This window comes from Paenibacillus filicis, from assembly GCF_038070315.1.
Taxonomy (GTDB): domain Bacteria; phylum Bacillota; class Bacilli; order Paenibacillales; family NBRC-103111; genus Paenibacillus_G; species Paenibacillus_G filicis.
Map to the genome: position 1 here is coordinate 1 of NZ_JBBPCC010000015.1, position 23,492 is coordinate 23,492.

26 protein-coding genes are annotated in these 23,492 nt (G+C 48.7%); 3 read left to right on the forward strand and 23 right to left on the reverse strand.

Annotated features, from left to right (window positions below; all coding sequences use genetic code 11):
* Positions 1-211: 211 nt before the first annotated feature.
* The 6 genes from WMW72_RS21280 to pucL all read right to left on the reverse strand — a co-directional run bounded on the left by WMW72_RS21280 (position 212) and on the right by pucL (position 4,835).
* Positions 212-661, reverse strand: coding sequence for a MarR family winged helix-turn-helix transcriptional regulator (locus WMW72_RS21280; protein ID WP_341417583.1), 450 nt, complete (start codon positions 659-661; stop codon positions 212-214).
* 115 nt (positions 662-776) lie between these two features.
* On the reverse strand, positions 777-1,220 hold the full coding sequence (locus WMW72_RS21285) for a protein-tyrosine phosphatase family protein (RefSeq protein ID WP_341417584.1): 444 nt from the start codon (positions 1,218-1,220) through the stop codon (positions 777-779).
* 93 nt (positions 1,221-1,313) lie between these two features.
* On the reverse strand, positions 1,314-1,739 hold the full coding sequence (arsC, locus tag WMW72_RS21290; protein WP_341417585.1) for an arsenate reductase (thioredoxin): 426 nt from the start codon (positions 1,737-1,739) through the stop codon (positions 1,314-1,316).
* A 29-nt stretch (positions 1,740-1,768) separates the two neighbouring features.
* Positions 1,769-3,181, reverse strand: a complete 1,413-nt coding sequence (locus WMW72_RS21295) for an arsenic transporter (protein ID WP_341417586.1) — start codon at positions 3,179-3,181, stop codon at positions 1,769-1,771.
* A 15-nt stretch (positions 3,182-3,196) separates the two neighbouring features.
* A complete protein-coding gene (locus tag WMW72_RS21300) occupies positions 3,197-3,490 on the reverse strand; it encodes an ArsR/SmtB family transcription factor (RefSeq protein WP_341417751.1) in 294 nt (97 codons plus the stop codon).
* 385 nt (positions 3,491-3,875) lie between these two features.
* Positions 3,876-4,835, reverse strand: a complete 960-nt coding sequence (gene pucL, locus WMW72_RS21305) for a factor-independent urate hydroxylase (RefSeq protein ID WP_341417587.1) — start codon at positions 4,833-4,835, stop codon at positions 3,876-3,878.
* A 346-nt stretch (positions 4,836-5,181) separates the two neighbouring features.
* Here pucL and WMW72_RS21310 point away from each other — a divergent pair, with 346 nt between their 5' ends.
* Positions 5,182-6,765 carry a PucR family transcriptional regulator gene (locus tag WMW72_RS21310; protein WP_341417588.1) on the forward strand — a complete coding sequence of 528 codons (1,584 nt, stop codon included), beginning with the start codon at positions 5,182-5,184 and terminating at the stop codon, positions 6,763-6,765.
* Between the two features lie 68 nt (positions 6,766-6,833).
* Here the strand turns inward: WMW72_RS21310 and ribH are convergent, their stop codons facing one another.
* The 9 genes from ribH to WMW72_RS21355 all read right to left on the reverse strand — a co-directional run bounded on the left by ribH (position 6,834) and on the right by WMW72_RS21355 (position 14,753).
* Positions 6,834-7,310 carry a 6,7-dimethyl-8-ribityllumazine synthase gene (ribH, locus tag WMW72_RS21315; RefSeq protein ID WP_341417589.1) on the reverse strand — a complete coding sequence of 159 codons (477 nt, stop codon included), beginning with the start codon at positions 7,308-7,310 and terminating at the stop codon, positions 6,834-6,836.
* 45 nt (positions 7,311-7,355) lie between these two features.
* The gene (gene ribE / locus WMW72_RS21320; protein WP_341417590.1) at positions 7,356-8,036 is read right to left on the reverse strand and encodes a riboflavin synthase; all 681 of its coding nucleotides are present in this window, start codon (positions 8,034-8,036) and stop codon (positions 7,356-7,358) included.
* 24 nt (positions 8,037-8,060) lie between these two features.
* Positions 8,061-9,365, reverse strand: a complete 1,305-nt coding sequence (locus tag WMW72_RS21325) for an NtaA/DmoA family FMN-dependent monooxygenase (protein WP_341417591.1) — start codon at positions 9,363-9,365, stop codon at positions 8,061-8,063.
* Between the two features lie 59 nt (positions 9,366-9,424).
* Entirely contained in the window at positions 9,425-9,877 is a 453-nt protein-coding gene (locus tag WMW72_RS21330) for a pyridoxamine 5'-phosphate oxidase family protein (RefSeq protein WP_341417592.1), read from the reverse strand.
* A 59-nt stretch (positions 9,878-9,936) separates the two neighbouring features.
* The gene (locus tag WMW72_RS21335) at positions 9,937-10,950 is read right to left on the reverse strand and encodes an aromatic ring-hydroxylating dioxygenase subunit alpha (RefSeq protein WP_341417593.1); all 1,014 of its coding nucleotides are present in this window, start codon (positions 10,948-10,950) and stop codon (positions 9,937-9,939) included.
* Between the two features lie 25 nt (positions 10,951-10,975).
* Positions 10,976-12,100, reverse strand: coding sequence for an ABC transporter substrate-binding protein (locus WMW72_RS21340; RefSeq protein WP_341417594.1), 1,125 nt, complete (start codon positions 12,098-12,100; stop codon positions 10,976-10,978).
* Positions 12,101-12,161: 61 nt separating this feature from the next.
* Entirely contained in the window at positions 12,162-13,004 is an 843-nt protein-coding gene (locus tag WMW72_RS21345; protein ID WP_341417595.1) for an ABC transporter permease, read from the reverse strand.
* 7 nt (positions 13,005-13,011) lie between these two features.
* A complete protein-coding gene (locus tag WMW72_RS21350; RefSeq protein ID WP_341417596.1) occupies positions 13,012-13,785 on the reverse strand; it encodes an ABC transporter ATP-binding protein in 774 nt (257 codons plus the stop codon).
* Between the two features lie 98 nt (positions 13,786-13,883).
* Positions 13,884-14,753 carry a creatininase family protein gene (locus WMW72_RS21355; protein WP_341417597.1) on the reverse strand — a complete coding sequence of 290 codons (870 nt, stop codon included), beginning with the start codon at positions 14,751-14,753 and terminating at the stop codon, positions 13,884-13,886.
* Between the two features lie 285 nt (positions 14,754-15,038).
* Here WMW72_RS21355 and WMW72_RS35640 point away from each other — a divergent pair, with 285 nt between their 5' ends.
* Positions 15,039-15,146 (forward strand): BBE domain-containing protein, encoded by a 108-nt coding sequence (locus WMW72_RS35640; protein WP_423227578.1) that lies wholly within the window; start codon positions 15,039-15,041, stop codon positions 15,144-15,146.
* A gap of 65 nt (positions 15,147-15,211) precedes the next feature.
* Here the strand turns inward: WMW72_RS35640 and WMW72_RS21360 are convergent, their stop codons facing one another.
* The 4 genes from WMW72_RS21360 to WMW72_RS21375 all read right to left on the reverse strand — a co-directional run bounded on the left by WMW72_RS21360 (position 15,212) and on the right by WMW72_RS21375 (position 17,223).
* Complete coding sequence (locus WMW72_RS21360) at positions 15,212-16,243, reverse strand: UDP-N-acetylmuramate dehydrogenase (RefSeq protein ID WP_341417598.1); 1,032 nt, start codon at positions 16,241-16,243, stop codon at positions 15,212-15,214.
* Complete coding sequence (locus WMW72_RS21365; RefSeq protein WP_341417599.1) at positions 16,233-16,493, reverse strand: DUF1450 domain-containing protein; 261 nt, start codon at positions 16,491-16,493, stop codon at positions 16,233-16,235. The genes WMW72_RS21360 and WMW72_RS21365 overlap by 11 nt, the downstream gene beginning before the upstream one ends.
* Complete coding sequence (locus WMW72_RS21370) at positions 16,493-16,774, reverse strand: HesB/YadR/YfhF family protein (protein ID WP_341417600.1); 282 nt, start codon at positions 16,772-16,774, stop codon at positions 16,493-16,495. Before WMW72_RS21370 ends, WMW72_RS21365 begins: the two co-directional genes overlap by 1 nt.
* A 92-nt stretch (positions 16,775-16,866) precedes the next feature.
* Positions 16,867-17,223 (reverse strand): HesB/IscA family protein, encoded by a 357-nt coding sequence (locus WMW72_RS21375; RefSeq protein WP_341417601.1) that lies wholly within the window; start codon positions 17,221-17,223, stop codon positions 16,867-16,869.
* A gap of 114 nt (positions 17,224-17,337) precedes the next feature.
* On the opposite strand from WMW72_RS21375, the gene WMW72_RS21380 reads away from it, so the two are divergent.
* Positions 17,338-17,979 (forward strand): helix-turn-helix transcriptional regulator, encoded by a 642-nt coding sequence (locus tag WMW72_RS21380; protein WP_341417602.1) that lies wholly within the window; start codon positions 17,338-17,340, stop codon positions 17,977-17,979.
* A gap of 220 nt (positions 17,980-18,199) precedes the next feature.
* On the opposite strand, the gene WMW72_RS21385 is transcribed toward WMW72_RS21380, so the two are convergent.
* From WMW72_RS21385 to xylF, 4 genes are all read right to left on the reverse strand, one after another.
* Positions 18,200-19,375 (reverse strand): sugar ABC transporter permease, encoded by a 1,176-nt coding sequence (locus WMW72_RS21385; protein WP_341417603.1) that lies wholly within the window; start codon positions 19,373-19,375, stop codon positions 18,200-18,202.
* Positions 19,376-19,386: 11 nt separating this feature from the next.
* The gene (locus WMW72_RS21390; protein WP_341417604.1) at positions 19,387-20,907 is read right to left on the reverse strand and encodes an ATP-binding cassette domain-containing protein; all 1,521 of its coding nucleotides are present in this window, start codon (positions 20,905-20,907) and stop codon (positions 19,387-19,389) included.
* Between the two features lie 99 nt (positions 20,908-21,006).
* Positions 21,007-22,107, reverse strand: coding sequence for a sugar ABC transporter substrate-binding protein (locus tag WMW72_RS21395; RefSeq protein WP_341417605.1), 1,101 nt, complete (start codon positions 22,105-22,107; stop codon positions 21,007-21,009).
* Between the two features lie 207 nt (positions 22,108-22,314).
* Positions 22,315-23,457: a D-xylose ABC transporter substrate-binding protein gene (gene xylF, locus WMW72_RS21400; RefSeq protein ID WP_341417606.1), complete on the reverse strand. Its 1,143-nt coding sequence runs from the start codon at positions 23,455-23,457 to the stop codon at positions 22,315-22,317.
* Positions 23,458-23,492 lie beyond the last annotated feature (35 nt).

A 23,492-nucleotide genomic window follows, 5' to 3' on the forward strand; every position in this document is an offset into this window, starting at 1 on the left:
GATTGTTTATACTTCATGTTGAGTGCCTCCTGTGCTGGAATTGTTCTTTGGACGGAACGTTTCCCAGTATACAGTTGGCGCTTTTTTCATTCAAACCTTAAATTAATTCATTACAGGAATGGCTCCTGGAAATTTTGTGTTCCAAACCTTTAAATCCAAAACCTTTCCCTCAATAATTTATTTGCAATTTGCAAGTATTAGAGAGGAGAAATCACCCCGGAGGGGTCGTGCAGCATAGACTGGATTTCGCCATGGCTTCATTCAACAGTTTGATCGAGCGAATGACCGTTTCTTGTTCAAACTCGTTCATATGAGAAAAGACCTCGCCCAAATAATCGTTCATCTGCTGCTCAATCGCCCCCGCCACGTACTTCCCCTCCGTCGTCAACGATAGAATGTACACCCTACGGTCGTCAGGATCAGGCGTTTTTTTCACTAAGTTCAGTTTGATTAACGATTGCACTTGCCGGCTAAAGGTCGTAATATCCGTGCCCAATGCCTCGGCTACCTGCTGAATGGATGGGTGATGCTGATGGTCAATCTCATAAAGAATATGGCTTTGAACTAACGAAATATCGAATCCTCCGGCTGAACAACAATTTTTATTCAGAAAACCAAAACGGCGTGTCATGATTTGAAATAGTTCGCGAACGTTTTCCATATAAGGTCACCTCATGAATTAGTTATACAATTATTATTTGTATTTTGCAAGTATTAATTTCATTTTAATGGGTATACAAAAAGAAAAACCACTCATCGAGTGGTTTTTCGCGTGCCTACTTAATCGGATATAGTTTGTTTAGAGCTTCTTTTTGTGACGGCTTCATATCGAGCACGCCACGGATACTTTTGGCTTTCGTCTCAGCTTCATCCACCGTATGACTTAACCCCAATGCCAGTAAGGTTCCCGCGGCTACCGTACCGGTCCGTCCCTTTCCGCCTGCACAATGAAAGGCCACTTTCTTGTTATCGCGAAAAGCCTCGGTGACCGCCTGTATAGCCAGCTCAAAAGCTTTATCTTGCGGCACCTCAGCCTGATCAGCTAGCGGAATTTGAACCCATTTCACATGGGCGGCTGGGTATGCGCATTCCGTCGCTTCGCCCCGCAGGTCTACAATCACGTCAATGCCTTCATTCTTGACCATGGCCTCAACGTCCGCCGCTGCGCCCATAAAAATTTGCTCTGGAATCAAAGCATGATAGTTTTTTTCCGTTGACATGGACTAGACTCCTTTTCAGACGATCCCCATTTCAATGATGACCGAGCCCAATGGCTGGTCCAATTGATGCTGTACGGAGTATCGGCCTCTCCCTTATTTCCCCTCTAGGACAAACTGTTCGATCCGGTTCTTAATCGAGTCGCGAACGGCCCGGAACTGGCCCATGATTTCATCTTCCGTCCCGGTAGCTTGAGCAGGATCCTCAAATCCCCAGTGCCATTTCGTGACGTTTGTATTGGAGATGAAAGGGCAATGCTCGTCGGCATGACCGCATAGCGTAATGACATAATCGGCACGATTCAGCACTTCAGCATTTATGACATCGGAGCTATTCCGGCTAATATCTACGCCAGCTTCACTCATCACTTGAACCGCGCGCGGGTTCAGCCCGTGGGCTTCTAGCCCCGCACTCATCACCTCGTATTTATCGCTTCCCAGCGCCTTCAAGAACCCGTCGGCGATTTGGCTTCTGCAGGAATTACCTGTGCACAGAAAGTAAACTAAAGGTTTTTTCTCCATGTGAATGCTCTCCTTTGTCGATCCCATAGTTATAGGCCCTGCTGCCGGTTGTGCGGCTGTTTATTGGCTAAATAAGATCTAAAAATCCATAATAAGACCATGAATACTAACACCATGATGGCCATGCATAACCATGCGTTCACCTGCACAGTTTGGAGCAGATAGAGCCATACATAAAGACCCGCTAGCGTGATGAACAGCGTCGGAATCGTGATCAGGATGCCTACTTTAAAATAATACCCCCAGCTGATCTTTACGTTTTTGGCAGCCAGCACATGCAGCCAGAGTAAGGTAGCCAAGGAACCGATGGGCGTAATTTTCGGCCCCAGGTCCGATCCGATGACATTCGCGTAGATCAGCGCCTCACGAACGAATCCGGCAGTTGAAGTACCTTGAATGGCAAGGGCATCAATCATGACCGTCGGCAAATTATTCATCAAGGACGATAGTATGGCAGCAATAAAGCCCATCCCTATGGTAGCCGTGAATAGACCCTGGTCCGCAACCGCTTGAATGACATAGCCTAGCGCATCGGTAAGTCCGGCATTTCTAAGTCCATAAACCACGACATACATGCCGATGGAGAAGATTACAATCGCCCATGGAGCTCCCTTGATCAGCGTCCAGGTGTGAATCGCCGGACTTTTCCTCGCAGCAAACAACAGGGCAATGGCCGCGACTCCGGCAATTAGGGATACAGGGATTGACCATAGCTCGCTAACGAGATAGGCAATCAGGAGGGCGGCCAGAATAACCCAGGATAAGTTGAACAGCCGCATATCCTTAATCGCTTCCGCCGGATTTTTTACCTGGGCGGCCCGATAGTCGTTCGGGATGCTTTTCCGGAAGTACAGGTACAGCACAACAAGGCTGGCCATAATGGAGAAGAACGTAGGCACGATCATCCGGCTGGCGTATTCCACAAACCCAATGTTGAAGTAATCGGCAGATACGATATTGACCAGATTGCTTACGACAAGCGGCAAAGAAGCGGTGTCTGCGATGAACCCGCTCGCCATAATAAATGGCAGGACGGTCTTCTCGTTAAACTTCAGAGCCCGGACCATCGCGAGAACGATCGGTGTCATAATCAACGCGGCGCCGTCATTGGCGAATAGAGCAGCAACTGCCGATCCCAGCAGGATGATAAAGACAAATAGAAGCAGGCCGTTTCCACGTGCAAGCCGCGCCATATGCAGGGCCGCCCACTCAAAAAGCCCGATTTCATCGAGGACCAGTGAAATCAGAATAATGGCTACGAAGGTTAGGGTAGCATTCCACACGATGCCGGTCACCGTACCCACATCCGTAAAGCTGACCACCCCACAAAGCAAGGCCAAAACCGCTCCAGCAGATGCCGACCATCCGATATTTAATCCTCTGGGCTGCCAAATAACAAAAACCAAGGTAACCAAAAAAATAAGAAATGCGGCGATAGCCATAGTACCATCCTGCCCTTAATCACATGTATTTTTGAGTTGATCGACTTGTTCTTTTAACGATGGAAGGTGGCGCAGGATCTCCTGAATGTAGGGCTTATCGTCGACAGTTAACGAATAATAGATCCACTGGCCCTTTCTCGTTTCATTGACGATTCCCGCCGCTTTTAATTTACGCAAATGCTGGCTTATATTGGGCTGCGAGGTATGCATGAGCTCCACAATGTCACAGACACATAGCGCCCGCTCCTTCAAATAAGCCACGATGGTCAGCCTGGTTTTATCCCCCAGCAGCTTCAAGCGTTCCGCCATATCGTCGATCGGCTGCTCCAAGTTGGTTTCCTCCTCTCCGCTTCATGCCCAATAGCTCCTTAAGCTAAGGGTAACTTCTATATATCAATATATACGCATTCACTTATATAATCAAGTGATTATATTCGTTTCATATATCGACTTTCCTCCGACAGCTGCCAAGTTCCCCCTGCAGACTAGTCCAGCACCTATAGGCACCGCATGAGGATGCATGCAAAAAAATAGGCAGACGCTCTACAATCGTCTGCCTATTTTTTATTCGCAATGAAGTCTCGCGCTGCAGGAGCGCTTCGTCCTTGCGTCCCAGACGCCTGAGCGACAGGCTCTGCCCCAGCCTGTTCAGCTGCCTGAAGCCCCGACACGTGTGCGGTCGGCCTGCTGTTCGCTACCGTGCCTGCGGACCTGTAATCAAATCGGCTTTTGTCATCGAAAAGCCCTGAAACCCAAAATGGGGACTCGGTTCCGTATAGACGCCGGGTAAACCTCTTTCCATAGGCTCGACCACCGTCTCCCACGTTTTATTTTTGGATTCGAAGCGAACTTCCGCAAGCTGTGGAAACCGGGTTAAAATCCGCTGACCGATCAGCCAGATCAAATACAAGATCGACGGGGTGTCAGACTCGTAGAACACATTTTGTGCGATGTCTCGGATTTGCTCTGCCGTCGTATACCGTCCGTACTCTTGTGAAATGGCGTCTTGGGCATTCTCGTACCTCCATAAAATATCAAGCTGAAGGAGCAGTGGGCGATCCTTTGCCTCGGGCAGCGTCGTATATTCGTCCCGGATAAATCCGAAAAAGCGGTTTCCGCTGACCTTGACCAACTGCAGATCGGAGAGAGCGCACCAATGGACGGAAACTTGCGTGTCCGAGCCGGACCGCCGGATCTCCATTTGCGCGCTTGAATGATCGTTATTCGAACGCCGGAATACAAGCCGGTTATCGTAAAACCCGCCAGGTCCCGGCGTTGCAAACGCTTGGAAAGGAATTCGGACAGCATTCAGCTTAACGGCATCAAAATGAAGGTACGTGGACAGAAATTTATTGCCGATGAATGCAAGCAGCCCTTCTGTCGTCCCACCCTCAAACCATGCAGCGTGCTGCAGAATAAAGTTTTTCATCGAATCTGTAGAAACAATCTGACTATTGTCTCCTTCGGTATAGGAGGCCAGCAGCGACTCTCCACTTACGGAAAACGTAACGTTATGTGCAAAAATCACGTTGCTTTCGCCTGTAAATGGCGATTCCGGTATGGGTATCACCTCTAATGGCTTCGCATAGGTACGATATACGAAGACGTTTCCTTCACCGTAATAGAGCGTGCGGCCTGAATCTAATATCAACATAAACGTTCATCCTTTCTCTAGTCTAAGTCTAAACTACGCTCCCAAGCTTGGATCATGCACCCTCAATCTTTTGTGTTAAATTTTATAACATATAAATTCATACAAACAAGTAGCTAAGTCCGTTTTTGTAACTTATCACAAGGAACCATACTATTATTGTAAATATGCCTTAAAACCGTGCTCAACCTATCCACGTCAGCAGCGAAAAAATATTATCGCATACGGATTGCATGTAAAATCGGGATTTTAATGTTATAATATATAACATCCCTCTCTATAGCTGTTTCCGAGACTCCAACATCCGTACATCAGACTGAAAAGGGGACTGATCCGTATGTACTTAACCGTGGAAGACGCACTGACAATATATCCTCTGTCTGAAGGAAAGCTGACCGCAGGCCATAGTGGCCTTAACCGAATTGTTAAATCCGTCAACGTGATGGATGCACCCGATATCACGGATTGGGTTCGCGAAGGGGATATTTTGTTCACGAGTGCCTTTTTGATAAAGGACAACCCCGCTGAAGGCGTCCGGCTGCTTCAAAAACTCGCCCAGCGAGGAGCTGCCGGAATCGGCATCAAGCTTGGCAGGTATTGGCTGAGTGTACCTGAGGATATGCTGGTGGAAGCGGATCGTCTCGGATTCCCGCTGATTGAGCTGCCCTTTCCCTTCACCTTCTCCGACCAAATGAAGGGCTTGTTCAATGCCGAGCTTCAGCGCAATACCCAGATGCTTCACGGCGTGCTAAGCAAGCAAAAAGAGCTCGTTCGCTTTGCTCTCAAGCCGGATGACCCCCATACAATGTTTAAGCGAATTTCCACCATTCTGGGATTTCCACTGGCCGTCGTCGGTTTGCGCAGACAAACACTTTTCAGCAGTCTTGCCCCCGCGGATCTGGAACTGGTGAGTAAACGCCCGCTAAAACCGACTTTACAATGGATCCGGACGAATACCGACCGGCTCTTATGCATCCCGCTTCATAACCATAAAGCGAGGTCCGAAGCCGTCGGATTTGCCATTTTCCAAACGCCCAGAAGCGCATTTCTTAAGGAAGAAGAAGGCTTGTTCCATCAAGCAGCCGAAATTATAGCCCATCATTTGCATACCCTCGAACGGGAGCATATGGAGCAATCCACACAAAGCGAATTTGCCTCGCTGCTTAAAAATTATTTGAAACAGAAAAATTCCATAGACACCTTGCTCGAATGCGCCACTCGGCTTGGCATACCTTTCGGCCACGATCCCTACACATGTGCGTTAATCTCGCTTTCAGACACTGAAGAAGCGAATAAAGTTCATTTTTTCCGGATGATCCTGCAAGAGTGTCAATACAACCCGCTGTTGGAATCGATCTCGAAACTTTGTTTTTATATCGACGGCGCGATCCTTTTCATTATCCCGGCAACAGCCCTGATAAGCGATAAAAAGCCGGTTAACCTTATGAACCGGGTATTTGCGGATATTACCAAGGAAGCCGGCAGCATCCTGCGCATTACACTGAGCCGCAGCATGTATAAACCGGAACAATTGGAGAATGCTTACCGGGAGTGTGTAGACGCCCGCGAAACCGCCGAACACCTGCAGATCGAAAACCATGTCATCGAATTCGAATCGGTGGAAATGGCCTATATGTTCAAGTCGGTGCCTGCGGAAAAAATGATTCACTTTATCGACATGACACTCGCCTCCATCTTTAACAAGTCACCCGAATCTGCACAAGATTTAATCCACACCCTGGAACTGTATATTGAAAATAACGGTCAAATCAACGAAATTGCCAAACAACTGTTTGTTCATCGTAACACCATGGCATACAGGCTCGAAAAGAAAAGCGAGCTGCTTCAGATCGACTTAAAATCATATTCCGATCTGTTCAAAATAAAACTTGTCCTGTTATTTAAACAGGCATTGAACAACAAGCAGCCTTGAGGCATTTCCATAACAAACAAAAACCCGACGGATTTCCCGTCAGGTTTTATGTTTTCCAATTTGGTGGCTTAGCTTTCCTTTTCGAGCTGAGAAACCAGATTAGCCATCTCGATTGCTGTAGTCGCCGCTTCCCAGCCCTTATTGCCTGCCTTCGTTCCGGCACGCTCCACTGCTTGCTCGATGGAGTCCGTCGTAAGTACGCCGAAGACCGTAGGAATGCCCGTCTTGAGGGAATTTGCCGCCACACCCTTCGACACTTCGTTGCACACATAATCAAAATGCGGTGTTGAACCGCGAATGACCGCGCCCAAAGTAACCACGGCATCGAACCGTCCGCTCTCCGCCATTTTTTTCGCAATCAAGGGAATTTCAAAGGCCCCCGGTACCCAGGCGACACTAACCTCATCGTCGGCCGCACCATGACGGTTAAAGGCGTCTAGCGCCCCGCTCAGTAGCCTCGTTGAAATAAACTCATTCACCCGCCCCACAACAATACCGTATTTTTTGCCTTCCGAGACGAGATTGCCTTCATAATAGCGTATCATAGTAGGAGCCTCCTTATCTGTTCACCTGTTTCCTCTGTCATGATGCTACATAAACCCGTTTTCTTTAAAAAAAGCCTCCGATAATCGCGACTCTCTGCTGCGGTTTGTAAACCCGCCAATCGTTTCGTCCGCAAAGGACCGGGTCAGCAATCGATCCACATATTTCCCTATGACATCCGTTTCCAGATTAACCTGGTCACCAGCCCTCTTATGCTGCAGCGCCGTTTCGGCAAGCGTATGAGGAATAACCGAAACATTGAAGCATAAAGCGCCAACTTCCACTACAGTTAACGAAATGCCGTCGATCGCAATAGATCCCTTCGCGATAATATGCCGCAATAAACGCGTATCGCGGGGCTCTACCGTAAGATAAACGGCATTGCCCTGCACTTTTTTATCCCGAATGAATCCTGTGCCGTCTACATGACCTTGCACGATATGCCCTCCAAACCGGCTTGTCGTCTGCATAGCACGTTCCAGGTTAACCCGCTCACCGGGGAGGAGCCGATGTAACGTCGTCCGGTGCAACGTCTCCGGTGTCACGTCCATCGAGACCGAGCTCTTGTCAAACCGGATTACGGTCAAGCACGTTCCGTTCACCGAAATGCTGTCCCCCATACTGACGTCTTCCAACACGCGGTTAGCGCGAATGTTCAGGACCAAAGTCTCCCCTTGTCTACTTATACTTTGCAGGGATCCAACTTCCTCAATTAATCCGGTAAACATATAAAATCACTTCACCTCAATTCCTTAAATCTCCATCAAGTTTTCATATAGCGTCTTGCCCTTGTATGCCTTGCGCACCAAGCCTCTCTCCTGCAAAACAGGAATGACCGTGTCTACAAACTCCGTCATATAACTTTGGTCATGAGCATCAACCCTAACGACAAAACCGTCCCCGCCAACCGACTCCATAATATGCTGCAATTGGTCCGCTACCTGCTCAGGCGTTCCTGCAATGCCACCTTTGTTACCGCCCGCCTCTTCAATGGCAATTTCTCGCAAGGTTGGACGGCGGCCGGAAGTATAGAAACGGGATAACGTCGTTTGACCTCCTGTGATTTCCTTCTCGTCGATCGGAGGCAGCGGTTCGTCGAGATTAAACTGGGATAAGTTGTAGTTCATGCGCGACGACAGAGCGGATAAGGCAGCATGAATGACTGATTCTGGCGGATGCTTCAAAGCTTCAAGCTTACGGTTTACGAGTTCCTCCGTTTGTCCGATCACCGGCTTGATAATAAAAAACACCTTCAACTCTTCCGGCTTTCGTCCAAATTTGGTCACACGCTCCTTCATATCATCATAATAAGCCTTCATATCATCTAAATAATGCGCGCCTACGATAACCGCATCCGCCCATTTGGCTGCGAAATCACGACCTCTTGGTGATGAGCCCGCCTGAATGATTGTCGGCCTGCCCTGCGGTGAAGGCAGTACATTCAGCGGTCCTTGGCTTTTATAATATTCCCCTTCAAAATGAATCGGATGTACTTTGGCCGGGTCCGCAAAAACCCCCGTTTCCCTGTCCATCATAACCGCATCCGGTTCCCAGCTACTCCACAATTTGAAGCACAAATCCAAATACTCTTCAGCTTGGTCATAACGCGCATCGTGAGCCGGCTGATCGACGCCGAAGTTCAAAAATCCGGCAGCGTTACCAGTCGTGACTACATTCCAGGCCACGCGTCCCATGGAAAGGTGATCCAGCGAAGCTGTTTGGCGTGCAAGAAGGTAAGGAGGGGTAAGCATGGTCGAAACCGTCGTGCCTACACCCATATGATTCGTTGATGCTGCGACCATGGCTGCAAGCAGCGTCGAATCATGGTTAATCCCATTCAAGCCGTATTTCACATAGTTTTCTATGGAGCCTTTGAAGGAAGAGGAAATTCCTAAATGGTCTGCAAAAAGGGCAAAATCAAACAACCCCCTTTCGCAAATTTGTGCCATCTGCTGATACAGCTTAGGCTGCCGCCAGTCTCCTTCCACCGCATCCTGGCCATCCCAGCCTATTGGGCCGTATTCCGTAAACCATCCGAAGTGAATTTTCTTTTTCAAAGGAATCCCTTCTCTCTCTTTTTTTCATCTGGCTTTTCTTTCATCCTTGTAATGCAACCCTACCCGGAAAGCGCCTCATATACCGCAGCGTCGAATTTATTCGCCAGTTCAAGATTGTATGTTTTCGTGAATTCAGGTTCCGCTGTAATTTTGCTGCCATAGAACATGATATCCCTCACGCTTAGTACGTTTACGCTGACTTCGGTCATCTTGATCGTTACCCCGTCCAATTGCTTTAGATCACTACTTCCGCTGCCGGAAATAGCAAAGCAACCCTCCAATCCGATAAAGGCCAACGTTAACCGGGGGTTGGTCTTTATATTTTCAATAACTCTCGAGCGTGGATCAATAGCGAACTTAAGCTTATTGGGGCTGACAGCCAGAAGCCAGGAAATGCAGGTCGTTGACGGCACGCCTTCTTCATGATCCAGCGTGGATAAAAAAATCACTTTTTCCCCTTGCAGATACTGCATCATCTCCGAGGTCAACTCTTGCATCTGTTTTTCCGCCATGAGAATATACCTCTTTCATTTCTCTTTTTTTCTGCATTCGCGTCCTATTTACTTCATTTTCAGCACATTTCCTGTTCACCGTACTTGTCAAACAGCTCTAAAAGCATCTTTCTCATCAGAATCCCAGGCTGATCCGACAGCATATGATTTTCGACCTTCTTGGCAAGATCCAGAGAAACATTGCTGTCGGTCGTCTCCAGCACATCCATATCTTCATCAACCACATTTCGATCAAATGCGATGATACTCTTGGCCGATACATCCTCTTCACGATCATTCCGGTAGACAAACTGCACCAATTGGCATGTATCATCATCGATCGGCGCGGTGCAAGTGACGATCGAATGAATGAGCCCCGTCGGATACGTAATGTTCGTTTGCCGGATAAACGGCATAAACCATTCGCTAAGCTGCTTTCGTACCGTCCTCTCGTCATCCATGTTCAGCGCCTGAACTTTTTGGTTTAATTTGTTGTGGACAGGGATTTCCATATAAGCTTCAAATCCCCACTCATTCGGGGTAATGGTCACTTTGGGCGGAATCGGGTTGTCCAAATCACCAAACGTATTCTTATGAACGAAATTGACATGCGCCACATCGAACGAATTTTCCATCAGCCGTATGGCAGCACAGTGAATAACCTCGTAAAACTCGTCAACCTTGCGGAAATCAGGATTATCCGAGTATCTGAACTTCGGAATATCCCTAATCGGAGTATCCAGCGCCACCCATACGTAACCGTACCTTTCCTCACAGTGATAGCCTTTAATTTTGTACACCTTTGGCGGATCTTCAAGCTCCGATTGCGGAAACCAAGTGCACTTGCCGTCTCTGTTGAATGCCCAGCCATGATAAGGGCAGACGATACACCCATTCCTAAGCTCACCCTTGGACAGTCTCGCCGTACGATGGCAGCAGCGGTCGATCGCCGCTGCAGGCTTCTGCTCATCATCCAGCCACAATACGATATTCTCACCCATTAATTTGAAAGGCTTGGGACCATCCTGAAGATCCGCTACCGGCATCACAGGGAAATAAAAGGATCTAAATATTTTTTGTTTGGTCTGAAGCATGGATAATGCCTCCCTTTATCATCGTTTATTTTTTCGTTCCTTGTTCCGGCCATATCAATTTATCCCCGTCATAAACTTTGGAAACATATGAATTATTTGCCACTTGATCAGCTGTGACCGGCTTTATCGATATGCCGCTATCCTTCAATATGTCAATCTCCGATTGCCACTGCTCCTTCGAGAACCAGCCAAGGCCCTTGCCTGGAACCTTCGCAGGATCAATGAGGCTTGTTTCAACTTTCAAACGATTCGTTTCAATATCTGTGTTAAAGTTGCCGCTAGCCCGTTTGTCTAATATTTTGATCGTTTCGTCCGGGTGCTGAACGATCCACTCGTGTGCTTTAAGCAGCGCACGGATATAATCTTCCACGGCTTCGGGATGTTTGGCGGCGAATTCGTTATTGGCACCTACAATTCCGAACGATGTTTGGACTCCGGAATCCTGCGGATCCAGTAACCGGACTTTATATCCTAGCTTTTCCATTTGATAAGGTTCATTAGACTTGAACACCGTAATGGCGGATACTTCCGTCGTCTTTAAAATCGTAGGATCGAAACCGACACTAACCTGTCTAATCTTCGAAAGATCAGCGCCTCCTTTTTTCAGCATGGCCGAAATATTAGCAGGCATGGCTCCTTTATATCCTATAATTTTGCCTTCCAAATCTTTTACCGATTTAATTCCTGAGTCTTCCAAAACCATCAATGCGATCAGTCCAACCGGCGCCATGGCCAAAACTCCCTTGATCTCGGCACCGTTCCCCACTGACTGAATAATTTCGCCCGCCGTACCTGCATGAGCCATTTGCAGTTGTCCGACAGCAAGCATTTTCATCGCGTCGGCACTCAGACCAGGCATTACTTTCACATTAAGCCCCAGTTCTTTGAAATATCCCAACTCGTCCGCGACCCAGGCATTCGCATTCGCAATGTTTGCCGAATAGTTGAAGCTGGTCATGGTCTTGATTTCGCCGATTGACTGGTTTTTGGCAATGCGTTCTTCCCAATTGATATCCTTGGTTCCGGAGGTCGAAGTCGTACTCGGCTGCGCGTTCGACTTTTGAGCCGTATCGCCGCCCCCACAGGCTGCGAGCAGCACCATCATTACGCTTAATGCACCGGATATCCAAAACGGTTTTGTTCTCATCATGTTTGCCCCACTTCCGTTTTATAGGTTTCCATCAAAGTTGCAATTGCGCACCGAAAACGAATTATTTGGACGAACTATGCCAATGCAAAAACCTGTTCTCCACCACCTTCACGGCGTTAGTCAGTAAAATCCCTATCAACGCCAGTAACATGATAGCCGCAAACATTCGCTCCATCTGCAGATAATTTGCCGCTACGGTAAGTACATTCCCCAACCCTTCGCTTCCGCCATACATTTCACCGACAATGGCACCTATAACTCCCATGCTCATGCCCGTTCTAGCCGCCGAAAACAGATAGGGCAAGCTGTTCGGAAGGCGAAGCTTGATAAAAATCTCAAATTTGCTGGCGTGTAAGGATTGCAAATATTCGTAATTGTTCTCATCAATAGAACGGAAACCCATGATCGAATTAATCATCATCGGAAAAAACGTGCTGATCGCTGCAAGCAAAATCTTTGGAAAAGCCCCAAACCCGAACCATACGATGAACAAGGGAGCGATCGCAACGATGGGTGTCACGTGTGCCAACACGGCAAGGGGCAGCAGCACACGCTCCAACAAACGGGATTGGGATAACAAGATGCCTGCAATCAGCGCAATAAGCGCTCCAATGAAAAATCCGCTAATGGCTTCCGTGAACGTAGTCCAAATATGCGGCAAATAAAAACTGAAATTTCGTAGCAACTCAGTAAAGATACCGGATGGGGCTGGCAAAATGACCATTTTGATTTTAAAGATACGAATGATCATTTCCCACAAACAGAAGAACGCAACAAATGCAATCAGAGGCGTAAGGAAGCTGCTGGCCGCCCCTTTTAGTTTAGATTCCGATAAGGGCTTCGTTCGTTTTTTGCCTTCAGACAAAACTGCGCCACCATTCGTTTCCGTTACGGATTGACTCATCTCGCGATTACCACCTTTCTCTCAGCAATTCCCGCAACTGACCTACGTAATTATAAAATTCAGGAGATTCGATGACAGACTCCACGCGTGGCCTTGGCAAATCGATATGAACCTCGGAAGTGATTCGCCCGGGACGACTGGACATGATCACGACCTTGTCCGAAAGATAAACCGCTTCTTGAATGTTATGCGTAACAAAAATAACCGTCTTTTTATGCTGTTCCCATATTTTCATCAGCTGATGCATAAGCAATTCTCTGGTGATTTCATCTAGTGCGGAGAACGGTTCATCCATCAGTAAAATCGGGGCGCCTGAGGCAAACGCCCTGGCGATTCCTACTCTTTGCTTCATCCCTCCGGAAAGCTCCTTCGGATATGCGTGCATGAAATCCCCAAGCCCAACGGAATGCAATAACTCGATCGGATCTCCTTTGGCATCGGAAAGATCCGTTGTGCTCTTGCGATTAACCTCGAAGGGAATATTCATATTCTGCAGCACCGTTCTCCAAGGAAAAAGCGCCGGTGATTGCGGAACAAAACCGAACTGTTTATCCGACTGCATCTCCGACGGCGAGCGGCTTCCTACCGTAATCCCCCCTTCCTCCGCCCCCATCAAACCGCCAATAATCCGCAGTAAGGTCGACTTTCCGCATCCACTCGGACCTATGAAGCTGACAAACGAACCTTGCTCGATTTCCAAATTGACCTCGCTTAACGCTTCGGTCAACTGTCCCCGACGAACAAAACGTTTGCTGAGATTCTCCACGTTGATATAGGACAAGTTACTACCCCCTTTAAAGAATCAAGCCATTCATGCTAGACTTCCAGACTATGAGGGTTTGGACGAACGATAAACCCCCTCCCCTCGATGCATGCCGTCTATGAAATCCGGTTATCGAAATCATGCGGATGCTTGATTTTCGGCAGCACTCGTTCGATTTCAAATCGACAAAGCTCCTGCAAGGCTTTGGCCAGCTTTCTTGCGCTTTGCTGCATCATGATCTCCCCTTTTTCAGCACTCGCCTTCGTTGCATCCCCGGCAATCCCACTGTGTGAAATATCGCTCATCAACCAGGCAAAGCGAATTTTTCCTTCTAAAGTCAAATATTCAAGCTCGGTCACGTCCGGTATTTCAGATACCCGCAGCTCCTCATGAACCCAGCTTGGCTTAATCGCCATCAGCATCGAGGTCTCGATGTCCCCTCCGTGAATCCCGTATGCTTCCTCCTCCGCCGACACCAAGTCGCTTGCCGCATCCAAGCTGTGCGGATTGACGTAGAATACGGTCAAGCCCGTGGAAGCCCGAAGATCCCGAGCGGCCACATTAAGGAGATCAACGTTGCCTCCATGCGTATTAAAAAGGAGCAGTCGTCGAAATCCGTTTCTTTTCAAGCTGGCACCAATATCGTTCAACACGTGCATGAGCGTTGTTGACGACAACGAAAAGGTACCGGCAAAATCCAGGTGTTCATTGCTCTTTCCGTAGGGAACCGGAGGCAGAAGCCAGACGTTTGCTTCCTCTGGGAGCAACTCCATCGTCCGCGTCATTAAATCTTCACCTATGAGGGTATCCGTCATGACCGGCAGGTGCCAGCCATGCTGCTCGATAGCGCCGACCGGCAAAATGACAAGAGCGTCTTCCTTCTGAAGTTGCTTGATCTGGAGGGAAGTAAGTCGCGGTAAAAACCTCTCTTCCCACGCTTTACCTTGATATCTAAACATGCTACACACCCCTCTACATGTACTCATTTTTTTTGGCCTTCTGAATTTAAACGTAGTTTATATAAAATTCATTTGAGTTAAATATAGATTCCTGTAAAGGTAACGTCAATTTACATGACGTTTATTTTGTGAAAAAACCTAATCAAAGCTCATTTCATTATAGAAAATTACTAGTAAATCCATGTTTTCATCTAATTAATAACTCATAATGTTATATAAAGTAACATTTTAACTCTCATATCGTTGTAACACTTTCCGTTCCCTCATTTGGAGTAGGAGGAGGCTCAAGCAAATCGGACTCGGCGCCTTAGCTTGAAGGATACATATGGCGATAATTACGGGAAATTGGCCGCCATTAAGCATAAATACGACCCGACCAATTTCTTCCGGCATAATCATAATATCGATCCATTGCTTTAATGCTGCTCAGCATAACAAAAACTCCGCTTCTTCATCGAAGCGGAGTTTTTGTATATGGCATATATTCATTCCTTCATGATGACCACTTCCGGCTCAGGCATAAAGCCATAATGCCGGTGTATGGCCTCCGAGACGGTATCCTTCAAGTACAGAATATCGGCAGCCGTCGCCTGATCGGTATTCAGAATCATATTGCCGTGAAAGGGCGACACGACAGCCCCGCCGTGCGTGACCCCTTTTAATCCCAGCCTATCTACGAGAGCTCCGATGGAAGCGCCCGCTGCGTAGTTGTTTTTGAAGAAAGATCCGCACGAGCGGTACGTAAAGTGCCGATTGCCCATACGGTATCGTTCAATATCCAGCATAGGCTCAGGAATGACGACCCTTTCCGCCTGCAGCTCGCGTAATTCACGTGAGAAAAAGGAATAAAACGAAAACAAGGACGACAGCTTACCGTTCGACCCTTGATATTTAGCTAATAGGGCGCTTATAGCGCCTGAAATCGGCCCTTCATGCTCGGGTGCCGTGACTTCCGCCCCGACTATGATCCAGGGCTTATGCTGGAAAATCGATTGCTTATACGCAAACTGGCAGTCTTCGGCACGAATCTGCCGCAGCGACAATGACGGGTCGCTCAGATCGATATACGAGATCATGTCTACCTTATCACCGATTTGCTCCTTATAATACTTCGCATTCATATATATTCCCGCACCCAGACTGCCCGGCATCAAGTAGGTGAATGGAAACGCCGTCGGCCCTGAGATCAGCCCGAGAAGGGACAGCATCGAAAGCGGCAAGCCCGCTGTCGCGAACCAGCGTGACTCGTTTACCGTCAGGTCGGCCATGTTTTTTAACGAAACGTACAGCTTCCCCCGCTTCGGTCGATCGGGAAACAAGATGTTCGAGCCCATACCGAACACCACGCGCTCCATGCCGTACACAGCGCTCACTTCCAGAAGAGACACGAACTGCTCTACCGTTGCTGGCATCGCAAAATAATCCGCATATCCACCGATTCCGTATGAAGAATGTCCGGATAACCGTACATGACGCAGACACAGCTGATCAAAAAGCTCATACCGATCAATTGTCATCGTTCAGCAGCTCCTTTATTTCCTTGACGGCCGTCTCCCCAATCAAGTCCAGGCAAGCCGCTGCCGACCTCGCTAAAACCCGCTTCCCGTTTACCATCGCATATGGCACCGCCCTGCATACATGACACATCGACAGGCAATCGGTATGGAGTACGGCAACTTCGGGGTATTCCGCTTCCAGCTCCTCCAGCATGACGGCCGCCATAGCATTTCGCTGGCACACCTCGACGACGACTAGCCCCAATGACATCACCGTGAACCGCGCACGAACGTGATTTCATCGTGATGGCAATCGATCGACAAATCACGGTCATCCAAGTGCCAAACATCGTTTTCTTCGATGAAAAATGTGATCCAGTCCTTCTCACCCGATAGCGCCGGATAACGCGGATCGTCCCGCGTAATGCCGAACGCGAATGCATCTTCCCCGCCGCCGCTGTACCTGGCATAAATACGGATGTAATCTCCCTCGCGATAACCCCAATCCTTCCGGAAACAGTCCACGGCGGCATCTGTCACGATCAGCTTCAACTTATTTCCCTCCCCTAAGCAAGCATTCCTCGGTCTGCTTCAGATCGCGCACGCGCAGGCTGCTCATCCAGCAACACTGCGTTTACCCGCAATCAGTCGCATTTTTCCACTTTGCCCCTATAGGCGGCAGTCCGAAAGCTGGCTCCGCAGCCGCAAGAAAACTTGGCATTGGGATTGTCGATCGTAAAGCCTCCGCTCAGCCCCGAATCCTTGTAATCGATTTGTATGCCTTCCAGATACTCCACACTTGCATAGTCAATGACAACTTGAAATTCTCCCCATGTGATGGCTCGATCCCCTTCACCCAGCGTATCGTCAAAGCGAATGCTGTACGACAATCCGCTGCAACCGCCGTCACTCACGCCTACACGGAGAAAATAACGCTCAGAGTCAATATCCCTGATCATTTCGATAATTTTATCTGCTGCCGCATCGCTAATCTGAATCATGGCCGCAGCCTCCTCACTTGTCAATGTAATGGATTGTGTTACAATACTTTTTATAGCTCCTATTTCATTATGTTCCGGCTGCATCATGCAGCTCTCAATTAAGGTGGTGACCCCTTGCAGCCCAATGCCGATTTATCGACCCGTGATACGATTCTACATTTACTCAAAACCAATGATGAGCTTACCGCCAAAGAACTGACGGATCGGCTCGATATTACGTCCATAGCCGTACGCCGTCATATCGACGCCCTGGAACGCGACGGATTAATCGAACCAAGAACTATACGGCAGCCGATGGGCAGGCCGACCGCCGCATACCATCTGACCGAACGCGCGGACGAGCTATTTCCCAAGAAATATAACACCGTCGCCCTCGACTTGCTCGGCGAGCTGGCCAAGGAATCAGGCGAGAATAAGGTCGAGCGCTTGTTTGAACTCCGCAAAGAAACGTTGTACAAGAAGTATGCCGGCATGATGGAAGACAAAGACTTTCCAGATAAAGTATCCGCGCTGGCCGACATCCAGAACGAGAACGGCTACATGGTCGAATTGCAGCAAAATAGCGAGAACGAATACGTGTTGATTGAGCATAACTGCCCGATCTCGCAACTCGCGCATCAGTACAACCATGCCTGCCGCTGTGAATTGCGTTTGTTCGAGTCCTTGCTGGATGCAGATATCTCCTGTCCGGAATGCTTGACCAAGGGCGGCAAAAAATGCGTATATCGGATTCGCCGTCGCGACCCTCAATCCTAGATTGGGGGTCCTTTTTACACTTAATAAACTATAATGTTTATTTAATATCATTATTTGATTTTATTAGCCATTTGTCAACTGCTAAGATCAAGATTGCTGCATCCGGACTAACCGAAGAACGACAAAAAATGCGGCATGCATGCTCTTACGAGCTGCTGCCGCACCTCCCTCACAAGGCCGCTTTTCGCTTCCTCTATTTACCCGCATCATGGAAACCCGATCAGCTTCTCTTCCTGCGCGTCATCACATCGAAGATAACCGCTGCGGCCAGTACGCCGCCCCGAATCATATATTGATAGGAAATTCCGACGCCGAGCAAATTCATCCCGCTAGTTAGGGATGCCATAACAATCGCACCGATAATCGAGCCTGTCACCTTGCCGACGCCTCCTGCTGCGGATACGCCACCAACATACGCCGCTGCGATGGCGTCAAGCTCGAACAACGTACCCGCAGTCGTCGAAGCGGATTGCATGCGGGAGGTAAACAGAATGCCGGACAGCGCCGACATTAAGCCCATGGAACCGAATACGATGTACGTAATTTTTTTGACGTTGATCCCGCTGAGATGCGCCGCTTCCGGGTTGCTCCCCACCGCGTAGATATGTCTGCCGAGCACCGTTTTCGTCGTGATGAAGTGATAGATGACGACCACGGCCAGCATGATGATGACGGTCCAGGAAAAGCCGTTATAGCCCGCGATAATCCAGGTGAAATAAGCGATAATGACCGAAACGAACACGACTTTTAACGCGAAAATGCTTTTGGACACGACTTCAAAGTTGTACTGGAGCTTGTTTTTGCGCTTGGAAAACTCACTATAAATATAGAACAGAATCATGCATAAGCCGAGAATCAAGGAAAGCAGATTCAGGCCGAAGACCTTGGTGATCGCAGGAATATATCCGTTGCCAATGGCGTTAAAGCTCTCATCCTTAATGCTGATTGTCCCTGTCTTCTCCGTGACATTCAGCAGTGCGCCTCTAAAAACCAGCATCCCGGCGAGGGAAGCGACGAAGGACGGGATACCGATGGAGGCGACCAGCACACCGCTGAACATCCCGATGACGATGCCGATCACGAGAATAATCGGAATTACGACATAGAACGGTACGCCTGCCTGCGTCAGCAAAATCGCAGCGACCGCCCCCATGAATCCGGCCGCGAATCCGACAGACAGGTCGATATGCCGAATGACGATTACGAGGGTCATGCCGACGGCGAGTACGGCAATATATCCGGTCGCATCCAGCAAGTTGCTGATGTTACGAGAGGACATGAACAGTCCGCCCGTCATGATCTGAAAGGTGAGTACGATGACGAACAAGGCGATATACATTCCGTACTCTCGAATATTTACTTTGATTAACGACTTCGCATCATTGACAAAATTCATAGGTGCTCCTCCTATTGTGTAGCAAAGTGCATGATTTTTTCCTGATCGGCCTCGTCTATCGACATTTCGCCTTTGATTGCGCCTTCGGCCATCACATAGACGCGGTCGCTCATCCCGAGCACTTCGCCTAGCTCAGAGGAGATCATAATGATGCTCATGCCTTCGCTGATCAATTGATTCATGATCGTATAGATTTCAAACTTGGCTCCTACATCGATACCTCGCGTCGGTTCATCGAGGATGAGCAGCTTAGGCCCAACGAACAGCCACTTGCCCAGGGATACCTTCTGTTGATTGCCACCGCTCAGATTGCCGACGATTTGCTCAACGGAAGGCGTCTTAATGTTCATCGATTGTTTGTATTTGTTCGCGATCTTGATTTCCTCATTCTCATTAATAACTCCTTTAGAGGAAAGGCCTTGCAAATTCGCGACGGACACATTGTTCTTAATGTCTTGGATCAAAAACAGCCCGTCGCCCTTCCGGTCTTCGGTCACATAGGCGATGCCCGCTTTAATCGCATCGTTCGGATGCTTGAACGATACCTGATTGCCCTCCAACAACAACTCGCCTTGCAATTTATAAGACTTCGGATTGCCGAAGATGCTTTGCGCGAGCTCCGTTCGCCCAGAGCCCATCAAGCCGGCAATACCGACGATTTCGCCTTTTTGAACGTGAAGATTGACTTCCTTTACGACTGACCTTCCTAGTTGCGGATCGTAGGCCGACCAGTTTCGAATCTCGAGAATAGGGTCTCCGAAGCTTTTGTTTGGTCTCTTCGGATAAATATCCTCGATCTCACGACCGACCATATTTTTTATAATCACGCCCTCAGACACTTCGCCCTTGCTTGCATCCAGCGTGCAGATCGTACGTCCGTCGCGAAGTACAGTCGCTTTATCCGCAATTGAGATGACTTCCTTCAGCTTGTGTGAAATCATAATGCAGGTGATACCTTGCTTCTTCAGCTCCCGCAGCAGCTCGAGCAAATTTTCGCTGTCATTCTCATTCAGCGCCGCCGTCGGCTCATCGAGAATGAGCAGCTTGACGTTTTTGCTTAATGCTTTGGCGATCTCGACAAGCTGCTGCTTGCCCACACCCAAATCTTTAATTAGCATTTCGGGATTGATGTTCAGCTTGACCTTGTCCAGCAAGTGCATCGCTTGTACGATCGTTTGATTCCAGTCTATGATTGAGCCGCGTTTCACTTCATTGCCGGCGAAGATATTCTCGTATACGGTGAGATCCGGGAACAGCGCTAGCTCCTGATAGATGATGGCGATGCCCGTCTTGACGCTGTCGCTTATTTTATTGAATTGCTGTACGATGCCTTCGAACACGATGTCACCCTCATACGCGCCATAAGGGTATACGCCGCTAAGCACCTTCATTAACGTGGACTTTCCTGCGCCATTCTCTCCGATCAAGCAGTGAATCTCGCCTTTTTTCACCTTGAAGTTAACATTGGACAACGCTTTAACGCCCGGAAATGCTTTGGAAATTCCATTCATCTCTAATATGTAATCGCTCATCGGTCACACTCCTTAATCACACAACTCTTACGATTGCAGAATAGTGATAGACGAATCTATCACTATCCCGCAAAGGCTATGTTCGTATAAGCTTATCGCTTATAGTCCGGTGAAATCTTTCGTTTCGTAATATTTAGAATCAATGAGTTCTTTTTTGACATTGCCCTTGTCAACGACGATAACGTTCGTTTGCTTGGCTTTGACATCGATCTTGCCGTTGTTGTAAGAGCCGGTCGTTTCCGGCGACTTGCCGTCGAGGATGGCAACCGCCATGCCCATTGCGTCTTTGACGAGCGTACGAACGTCTTTGAATACGGTCATCGATTGCTTGCCGTCAATCACATATTGGATCGAAGCCTTCTCGGCATCCTGACCCGTTACGACAAAGCTCTTAACCGCGCTGTCCGATTTGAAGACGTCTGCGATCGCCCGAGCCGTGCCATCATTCGGCGCAAGGATCGCTACTTCGCCCTTCAAGCTCCCGGAAGCAGCCGTCAAGTGCGTTTGAGCTTTGTTTTTCGCTTCGTTTGCATCCCAGTTCGTCGTCACTTGGCCGATAATTTTACTCAATTGCTCGCGTGTCAATTCAGCTTGATCCTTCAATGCAATCGCTTCGCTGGAGTTTGCGATGACGAAGGTGCCGTCGGCAATTTTCGGTTGAAGCACTTTCCAAGCGCCTTGGAAGAACAGGAACGCATTGTTGTCGGAAGCAGCTCCTGCGTACAAGTAGAGCGGTTTGCCGGGGCCTTTCACATGATCAACCAAGTATTTCGCTTGCGCTGCGCCTACAGCGACGCTGTCAAACGTAACATAGTAATCAACGGCATCCGTTTTCGTAATCAAGCGGTCATAGGAAATGACCTTGATGCCTTCCTTCTTGGCGGCTTCGACAGCCGATGCAGCTGCATCTCCGTCTTGAGGGCAGATGATCAGAACTTTGATTCCTTTGTTAATGAGCGTCTCGACGTTCTCTTTTTCCTTAGCGGGGGAGCCTTGGCTGAACAAAATCTCGGTCGTATATTTCGTACCGCTAAGCGCATCCTTGAATCTTTGCTCATCCTGTACCCATCTTGGCTCGTCCTTGGTCGGCAATACGATTCCGACGCTGATTTTGTTGCCGGTCTGGCTGCAGGCCGCAACAACAACCGTCAGCATCATGACTACGAGCATAAGCGCAATCGATTTGAAGCTTTTCTTCATTTTTCTTACCCCTCCCGGAATGGTTCATTGATTTCAAACTAACTTTAACACAGCTCATGATCCATGTAAGCGCTATACAATAGCACACTTTTAACATCATCTGTAATTTTTTACACTTTTGTCGAGAAGGACGATGTGAACCGGATTCACTGAAAAATAAAGAGTCCTTATCCCAGGAAAATCCAGGATAAGGACTCTTCACCCCTTTTAATTTTGTACTTTCGACTCCTTGACGTTCCGATAGACGTCTTCTCTGGCATGGAAGCCGTCGGCGATGATCGTCTCGTCTATATTGAGCAGGTTAACGGGAATGGGAGACAGTAGAACGGACGGCACTTCGATCTTTCCGTTATTCACTTTTCTGTCGGCGTTGACATTTTCGCCTTTCGCCAGCTTGACTGCCAGCTCGGCGGCCTTCTCGGCCAACGATTGAATCGGCTTGTACACGGTCATCGTCTGTGTGCCCTCGACAACCCGCTGTGCCGCTGCAAGATCGGCATCTTGTCCGGCAACGGGAATGCGGCCCGCGAGCTGCTGCTCCGCCAGCGCTTGAACGATGCCGCCCGCCGTTGCGTCATTGGCGCAAATGATCGCATCGATCTGGTTGTTATTGGCGCTGAGCGCCGCTTTCATGTTGGCCAGTGCGTTGACCGGCGTCCAATCCTCCGTCCATTGATCGAACACGATCGTAATTTCTCCTTTGTCGATTAACGGCTGAAGCACATTGAAGACGCCCTTCTTGTACAGATGGGCGTTATTGTCCGTATCCGCCCCTCCGATATATACGTATTTCCCCTTGGGCACCAGCTTCGTAATCGCTTGAGCCTGCAGTTCTCCAACCCTTTCGTTGTCAAAGGAAACGTACAGATCTAGATCGGAGTTTTTAATAAGACGGTCGTAGGCAAGCACTTTAATGCCGGTCGAATGCGCCTTCTTGACGATCGCAGCCATCGCCTCGGAATTGTGCGGCACGATGACGAGTATGTCGACGCCTTCGCCAATAAACGTTTCCGCTTGCGAGAGCTGCTTGGCGTCGTCGCCGTTAGCAGCCAAAATCTTGACTTCTGCACCTAACGCCTCGCCCGCTGCCTTGAACAGATCCCTGTCCTTCAGCCATCTTTCCTCCAGCAGCGTGTCCATCGAAAAGCCGATTTTAATCTTTTTGGAATCCGCTGGCGGCCGCTCGCCTCCACCCTCTGTCTTCTCGCCCGTAACCGTCGATGCCGGTTTGGCAGCGTGTGGCGACTGTGTGCCTTGGCCGTTCATTCCGCCGCCGAAGCAGCCTGACAATACAGTCAATAGCAAAACTGCAAGTGCGATGATTCCGCTAAGTTTAACCGCCTGTTTCATTGGCTTCTCTCCTCTCTCGCTATGATGCTGGGGAA

What these genes read in the sequence shown, in the direction of transcription:
- WMW72_RS21280 (WP_341417583.1), bottom strand. Translation starts at nt 661, where the DNA reads ATGGAAAACGTTCGCGAACTATTTCAAATCATGACACGCCGTTTTGGT.
- WMW72_RS21285 (WP_341417584.1), bottom strand. Translation starts at nt 1,220, where the DNA reads ATGTCAACGGAAAAAAACTATCATGCTTTGATTCCAGAGCAAATTTTT.
- arsC (WP_341417585.1), bottom strand. Translation starts at nt 1,739, where the DNA reads ATGGAGAAAAAACCTTTAGTTTACTTTCTGTGCACAGGTAATTCCTGC.
- WMW72_RS21295 (WP_341417586.1), bottom strand. Translation starts at nt 3,181, where the DNA reads ATGGCTATCGCCGCATTTCTTATTTTTTTGGTTACCTTGGTTTTTGTT.
- WMW72_RS21300 (WP_341417751.1), bottom strand. Translation starts at nt 3,490, where the DNA reads ATGGCGGAACGCTTGAAGCTGCTGGGGGATAAAACCAGGCTGACCATC.
- pucL (WP_341417587.1), bottom strand. Translation starts at nt 4,835, where the DNA reads ATGTTGATATTAGATTCAGGCCGCACGCTCTATTACGGTGAAGGAAAC.
- ribH (WP_341417589.1), bottom strand. Translation starts at nt 7,310, where the DNA reads ATGATACGCTATTATGAAGGCAATCTCGTCTCGGAAGGCAAAAAATAC.
- ribE (WP_341417590.1), bottom strand. Translation starts at nt 8,036, where the DNA reads ATGTTTACCGGATTAATTGAGGAAGTTGGATCCCTGCAAAGTATAAGT.
- WMW72_RS21330 (WP_341417592.1), bottom strand. Translation starts at nt 9,877, where the DNA reads ATGGCGGAAAAACAGATGCAAGAGTTGACCTCGGAGATGATGCAGTAT.
- WMW72_RS21335 (WP_341417593.1), bottom strand. Translation starts at nt 10,950, where the DNA reads ATGCTTCAGACCAAACAAAAAATATTTAGATCCTTTTATTTCCCTGTG.
- WMW72_RS21340 (WP_341417594.1), bottom strand. Translation starts at nt 12,100, where the DNA reads ATGATGAGAACAAAACCGTTTTGGATATCCGGTGCATTAAGCGTAATG.
- WMW72_RS21345 (WP_341417595.1), bottom strand. Translation starts at nt 13,004, where the DNA reads ATGAGTCAATCCGTAACGGAAACGAATGGTGGCGCAGTTTTGTCTGAA.
- WMW72_RS21355 (WP_341417597.1), bottom strand. Translation starts at nt 14,753, where the DNA reads ATGAGTACATGTAGAGGGGTGTGTAGCATGTTTAGATATCAAGGTAAA.
- WMW72_RS21360 (WP_341417598.1), bottom strand. Translation starts at nt 16,243, where the DNA reads ATGACAATTGATCGGTATGAGCTTTTTGATCAGCTGTGTCTGCGTCAT.
- WMW72_RS21365 (WP_341417599.1), bottom strand. Translation starts at nt 16,493, where the DNA reads ATGTCATTGGGGCTAGTCGTCGTCGAGGTGTGCCAGCGAAATGCTATG.
- WMW72_RS21375 (WP_341417601.1), bottom strand. Translation starts at nt 17,223, where the DNA reads ATGATTCAGATTAGCGATGCGGCAGCAGATAAAATTATCGAAATGATC.
- WMW72_RS21385 (WP_341417603.1), bottom strand. Translation starts at nt 19,375, where the DNA reads ATGAATTTTGTCAATGATGCGAAGTCGTTAATCAAAGTAAATATTCGA.
- WMW72_RS21390 (WP_341417604.1), bottom strand. Translation starts at nt 20,907, where the DNA reads ATGAGCGATTACATATTAGAGATGAATGGAATTTCCAAAGCATTTCCG.
- WMW72_RS21395 (WP_341417605.1), bottom strand. Translation starts at nt 22,107, where the DNA reads ATGAAGAAAAGCTTCAAATCGATTGCGCTTATGCTCGTAGTCATGATG.
- xylF (WP_341417606.1), bottom strand. Translation starts at nt 23,457, where the DNA reads ATGAAACAGGCGGTTAAACTTAGCGGAATCATCGCACTTGCAGTTTTG.